Raw genomic sequence first — 4,976 nt, forward strand, 5'->3', positions numbered from 1 at the left:
GGCCCCGCCACGTTGCGGGGCCGGCCTTCCGGCGTCTAACCGGCAGGTCAGCGGTCGAGGACCAGGCCGACCTTCTGGAACTCCTTGAGGTCGCGGTAGCCGCACTTGGCCATCGCCCGGCGCAGCCCGCCGAACAGGTTGAGCTGACCGTCGGCCTCGTCCGCCGGGCCGAAGAGCAGCTGCTCCATCGACCCGAGCGGCTCACCGGCGACCTCGAACGCCCCGCGGGGCAGCGACGGGTGGCTGGCCGCCGAGTGCCACCAGGCGCCGCCGGCGGGCGCCTCGTCGCAGAGCGACAACGGCTCGCCGAGCATCACCGCGTCCGCGCCACAGCCGAGGGCCTTGGCGATGTCACCGGAGGTCTGGATGTCGCCGTCGGCGATCAGGTGCACGTACCGGCCGCCGGTCTCGTCGAGGTAGTCCCGACGGGCCGCCGCGGCGTCGGCGATCGCGGTGGCCATCGGCACCCGGATGCCCAGCACCGACTCGGTCGTCGACCACTCGTCGCCGCCGATGCCGACGATCACGCCGGCCGCGCCGGTACGCATCAGGTGCAGGGCCGTCTTGTAGTCGGTGCAGCCGCCGACGATGACCGGCAGGTCGAGGTCGGCGATGAACTCCTTGAGGTTCAGCGGCTCGTCGGTCGTCGACACGTGCTCGGCCGACACGATGGTGCCCTGGATGACCAGGATGTCCACTCCGGCGTCCAGGATGACCGGGGCCAGCGCCAGGGTGTGCTGCGGGGAGACCCGCACCGCCACCGTGCCGCCACCGGCGCGCAGCTCGCGGACCCGCTCGGCGATCAGGTCCGGGCGGATCGGCTCGGCGTACACCTCCTGGAGCCGCTTGGTGGCGCGGGCGCCCTCGTCGAGGCCGGCCAGCTCCTCCAGCACCTTCGTCGGGTTCTCGTAGCGGGTCCACAGCCCCTCGACGTTGAGCACGCCGAGACCGCCGAGCTGACCGAGCCGGACCGCCGAGGACGGGCTCATCGTGGCGTCCGAGGGGTGCCCGACACAGGGGATGCCGAACGGGTACGCGTCGAGCTGCCACGCGGTCGAGACGTCGTCGACGTCCCGGGTCCGGCGGCTCGGCACGATGGCGATGTCGTCCAGGTGGTAACCGCGCTGCGCGGTCTTGCCCAGCCCGATCTCGACCACGTCACGCATGGGGGACTCCAGATTGTTGGGGGATGGTCAGCGGGAGTGGTAGTTGGGCGCCTCGACGGTCATCTGGATGTCGTGCGGGTGGCTCTCCTTGAGCCCCGCCGCCGTGATCCGGATCAGCTGGCCACGCCGGTGCAGCTCGGGGATGCTCTCCGCGCCGACGTACCCCATCGCGGCCCGCAGCCCGCCGGTGAGCTGGTGGGCGACCGCGGACAGCGGGCCCCGGTAGGGCACCTGCCCCTCGACACCCTCGGGGACCAGCTTGTCCTCGGCGAGCACGTCCTGCTGGAAGTACCGGTCCTTCGAGTACGACTTGGCCTGCCCCCGGGACTGCATCGCGCCGAGCGAGCCCATCCCGCGGTACGCCTTGTACTGCTTGCCGTTGATGAAGATCAGCTCGCCGGGGCTCTCCTCGCAGCCGGCCAGCAGGCTGCCGAGCATCACCGTGTCGGCGCCGGCGACCAGGGCCTTGGCGATGTCGCCCGAATACTGGATGCCGCCGTCGCCGATCACCGGGACGCCGGCCGGGCGGGCGGCACGGGCCGCCTCCATGATCGCGGTGATCTGCGGGACGCCGACTCCGGCCACGATCCGGGTCGTGCAGATCGCGCCCGGGCCGACACCCACCTTGATCCCGTCGGCGCCGGCCTCGACCAGCGCGCGCGCACCGGCGTACGTGGCCACGTTGCCGCCCACGATGTCGATCGTGACGTCCTTCTTGAGCTGGCGGACCATGTCCAGCACGGCCCGCTGGTGCCCGTGCGCCGTGTCCACGATCAGCACGTCGACGCCGGCGTCGACGAGCGTGCGGGCCCGCTTGTACGAGTCCTCGCCGACACCGACGGCGGCGGCCACCCGCAGCCGGCCCGCGTCGTCCTTGGTGGCGTTCGGGTACTGCTCGCTCTTGGTGAAGTCCTTCACGGTGATCAGCCCGCGCAGCCGACCCGAGTCGTCCACGATCGGCAGCTTCTCGACCTTGTGGCGACGCAGCAGCGCCAGCGCGTCGTCCTTGCTCACCCCGACCGTGGCGGTGACCAGCGGCGTCCGGGTCATGATCTCGCGGACCGGGGTGCTCGGTTCGGAGACGAAACGCATGTCGCGGTTGGTGACGATGCCGACCAGCTGGCCATCGCCGTCCACCACCGGGACACCCGAGATGCGGTAGCGCCCGCACAGCTCGTCGACCTCGCGCAGGGTGTCGTCCGGGCTGGCGGTCACCGGGTTGGTGATCATGCCGGACTCGGAGCGCTTGACCAGGTCGACCTGGAGGGCCTGGTCCTCCACGGAGAGGTTGCGGTGCAGCACGCCGATGCCACCCTGGCGGGCCATGGCGATCGCCATGCGCGCCTCGGTGACCGTGTCCATGGCGCTGGAGAGCAGCGGAACGGTCAGTTCGATGCCGCGGGTGAGCTTCGTCCGGGTGTTGACCCGGCTGGGGACGACGTCCGACTCGCCCGGCTGGAGCAGCACGTCATCGAAGGTGAGCCCGAGCGGAACGACCCGGGCCGAGCCGGCGGGCAGCTCGGGCAGGTGGCCGCCCAGATCGGCGTGCTCGACGCCGGCCGGAAGATCGGTGCTGGGCGAATTTTCCACGATTGCTCTCCTGAGCTGCTCGGATGGGCTTCAGCGAGGTGGCGCGGGCGGGCACCGGAGCACGCCACGGTGCCGGCACGTCGTCCTATCGTACCCAGTGACCTGGGCGACCTCCGTCGGCGGCGGCCGCGTGGGCGCGGTGCCGGGGGGCGGACGTTCGCGCCGCGTTGGGTCTACGGTGAGGGGGTGCACGACGAGCCCATCGACCCGTTCAACGGCGACCCGGCCGACCCGACCGCAGGCCTGGACGACCCGGGCGACGACGCGACGCCGGATCCGCTGACCGACGTCGAGCGGCAGGATGTGCTGGAGGACCTCGCCGACCTGGAGATCTACCAGGCCCTGCTGGCGCCAATCGGGGTGCGCGGGCTGGTCATCGAATGCGAGGACTGCCGGGAACCGCACTACTTCGACTGGGACCTGCTGCGGGGCAACCTGCGGCACCTGCTCAACTCGGGGCGGCCCCGGGTGCACGAGCCGGCGTACGACCCGGACCCGGACCACTACGTGACCTGGGACTACGCCCGTGGTTACGCCGACGGGGTGCACGACACCCTGACCGAGGGCACCGAGGACGAACCGGGCACCGCCACCACCGGCGAGTGACCGCTGGCTGACCCCGCCGGGGGCGGGGCCGCGTGGGTCAGGAGACCAGGCCGGCACGAAAGCCGGCGGCGACCGCGTGGGCGCGGTCCCGGGCGCCGAGCTTGCGGAACAGCCGTCGCGCATGGGTCTTGACGGTGTCCTCGGACACGAACAGTTCCCGGCCGATCTCCGCGTTGCTCTTGCCCTCGGCCATGCCCAGCAGCACCTGGAGTTCCCGTTCGGTGAGCCCGATCGACGCCCGGTTGGGGCGGGCGCTCGGGGCGGGCCGGGTCGGGTCGGTCTGGCCGGCTGCCGACCCGTCGGTCGCCGACTCGACCTCGTCGTCACCCCGCTGCACCGGCACCGACGGCATGCCCGGCGACCCGTCGCCGGGCGCGGCCGTCCAGCCGGGTTCGGCGGAGCCGCGTACCGATGGCGCGGAGCGGCCCGACCCACCGACCGCCGCGGTGTCCCGGGCCGGGTCGGTGACCCGCTGCCGGGAGGCTCGGCCGGGTGCGGTGAGCAGCAGCAGGGCCTTGGCGACCGCGCTGGTCAGGTCGTGGTCGGCGTTCTGGATGAGACCCCGGGCGCCGGCGCTGATGGTGGCGGCGGCGGCCTCGGACTCCTCGGCGCCGAGCAGCAGGACCGCGGCCTGCGGCGCGCGGGCCAGCACCCGGCGGACGAAACCCGCGCTGTCCGGCCGGGTGAGAGCCGTGTCGGCCAGGACCACGTCGGCCGGGCGCTCGGCGAGTCGCAGCATCACCTCGGGATCGGAGACGGCGGTACGGACGATCGCGGACAACCCCAGCCGCGCGGCAGCAGAAGTGAGGTGCTGAGCCGCGAGCGGTGTCCGAACGCACACAAGAACGGTACGCACTGTGGTGGTCTCCTCTCCGCACACGAGCAGACCATGACGGCGTCGGCTGGGGAGGGGGTTCCCGGCAATCATCTGAACTTTTCCGACAGATAGGGCAAAAGCCGCGAGTTGCCAGACGTTTTGGATCACACACGTGTGAGCCGGCGGCAGCCCGGGTACCGGGAGGTCCAGGCCGGGAACGGTGCGCCTGCGCGGCCCGCCGCCCGGAAGCCGGCCACAAGAGTCTCGCGGTGCCGCGCGGGAGGAGGGGTGCTGATGTCGAACGTACGTAGACTGCCCGGACCCATCGTCGATCTCTGGGACTGGCAGCGGCTCGGTGCCTGCCGGGGCCGGGACAGCGCCCAGTTCTTCCACCCGGACGGGGAGCGGGGCTCCTCCCGGCTGCGCAGGGAGTCCGCCGCCAAGTCGGTCTGCCGGGCCTGCCCGGTCCGCGCCGAGTGCGCCGCGCACGCCCTGTCGGTCCGCGAGCCGTACGGCGTCTGGGGCGGCTTCAGCGAGTCGGAGCGGCTGCGCCTGCTCGCCGTCGGCTGGGAGGACCTGGCCGACCGCCGGCAGATCCGGGTCGACGTCGCCCGCCTGGAGGCGCGACTGGGCCGCCCGCACAAGTCGACGGTCCCGGCCCAGCGCAACGTCGCCTGACCCGGCACCCACCCCGAACACCGCGAACCGCGCCCCCGCCCAGCGGGAGCGCGGTTCCGCGCGCCTGCCCCCACCCCACCCCCACCCACACCTGCCCCCGTCGATCATGAAGTTATTGC

Annotated in this window: 5 protein-coding genes; 2 read left to right on the forward strand and 3 right to left on the reverse strand. The window is 72.5% G+C overall.

Features of this window, described 5'->3' with window-relative positions:
- Positions 1 to 47 precede the first annotated feature (47 nt).
- Both AB0J68_RS27040 and guaB read right to left on the reverse strand, forming a co-directional pair.
- On the reverse strand, positions 48 to 1,166 hold the full coding sequence (locus AB0J68_RS27040; RefSeq protein WP_363941129.1) for a GuaB3 family IMP dehydrogenase-related protein: 1,119 nt from the start codon (positions 1,164 to 1,166) through the stop codon (positions 48 to 50).
- Positions 1,167 to 1,193: 27 nt separating this feature from the next.
- A complete protein-coding gene (gene guaB, locus AB0J68_RS27045; protein WP_354855354.1) occupies positions 1,194 to 2,756 on the reverse strand; it encodes an IMP dehydrogenase in 1,563 nt (520 codons plus the stop codon).
- A gap of 186 nt (positions 2,757 to 2,942) precedes the next feature.
- Between guaB and AB0J68_RS27050 the strand changes: the two genes are divergently transcribed.
- The gene (locus AB0J68_RS27050; protein ID WP_354855353.1) at positions 2,943 to 3,362 is read left to right on the forward strand and encodes a DUF5319 domain-containing protein; all 420 of its coding nucleotides are present in this window, start codon (positions 2,943 to 2,945) and stop codon (positions 3,360 to 3,362) included.
- 37 nt (positions 3,363 to 3,399) lie between these two features.
- Here AB0J68_RS27050 and AB0J68_RS27055 read toward each other — a convergent pair whose 3' ends face one another.
- Positions 3,400 to 4,218, reverse strand: coding sequence for a response regulator transcription factor (locus AB0J68_RS27055; protein WP_355068456.1), 819 nt, complete (start codon positions 4,216 to 4,218; stop codon positions 3,400 to 3,402).
- A gap of 255 nt (positions 4,219 to 4,473) precedes the next feature.
- Here AB0J68_RS27055 and AB0J68_RS27060 point away from each other — a divergent pair, with 255 nt between their 5' ends.
- Positions 4,474 to 4,857, forward strand: a complete 384-nt coding sequence (locus AB0J68_RS27060) for a WhiB family transcriptional regulator (RefSeq protein WP_234589302.1) — start codon at positions 4,474 to 4,476, stop codon at positions 4,855 to 4,857.
- The last annotated feature ends 119 nt before the right edge of the window (positions 4,858 to 4,976 follow it).

Origin of the sequence: Micromonospora sp. NPDC049580, assembly GCF_040675595.1 — a bacterium.
Taxonomy (GTDB): Bacteria; Actinomycetota; Actinomycetes; order Mycobacteriales; family Micromonosporaceae; genus Micromonospora.

Coding starts and splice junctions, on each gene's coding strand:
- AB0J68_RS27060 (WP_234589302.1), top strand. CDS start 4,474: ATGTCGAACGTACGTAGACTGCCCGGACCCATCGTCGATCTCTGGGAC.
- AB0J68_RS27040 (WP_363941129.1), bottom strand. CDS start 1,166: ATGCGTGACGTGGTCGAGATCGGGCTGGGCAAGACCGCGCAGCGCGGT.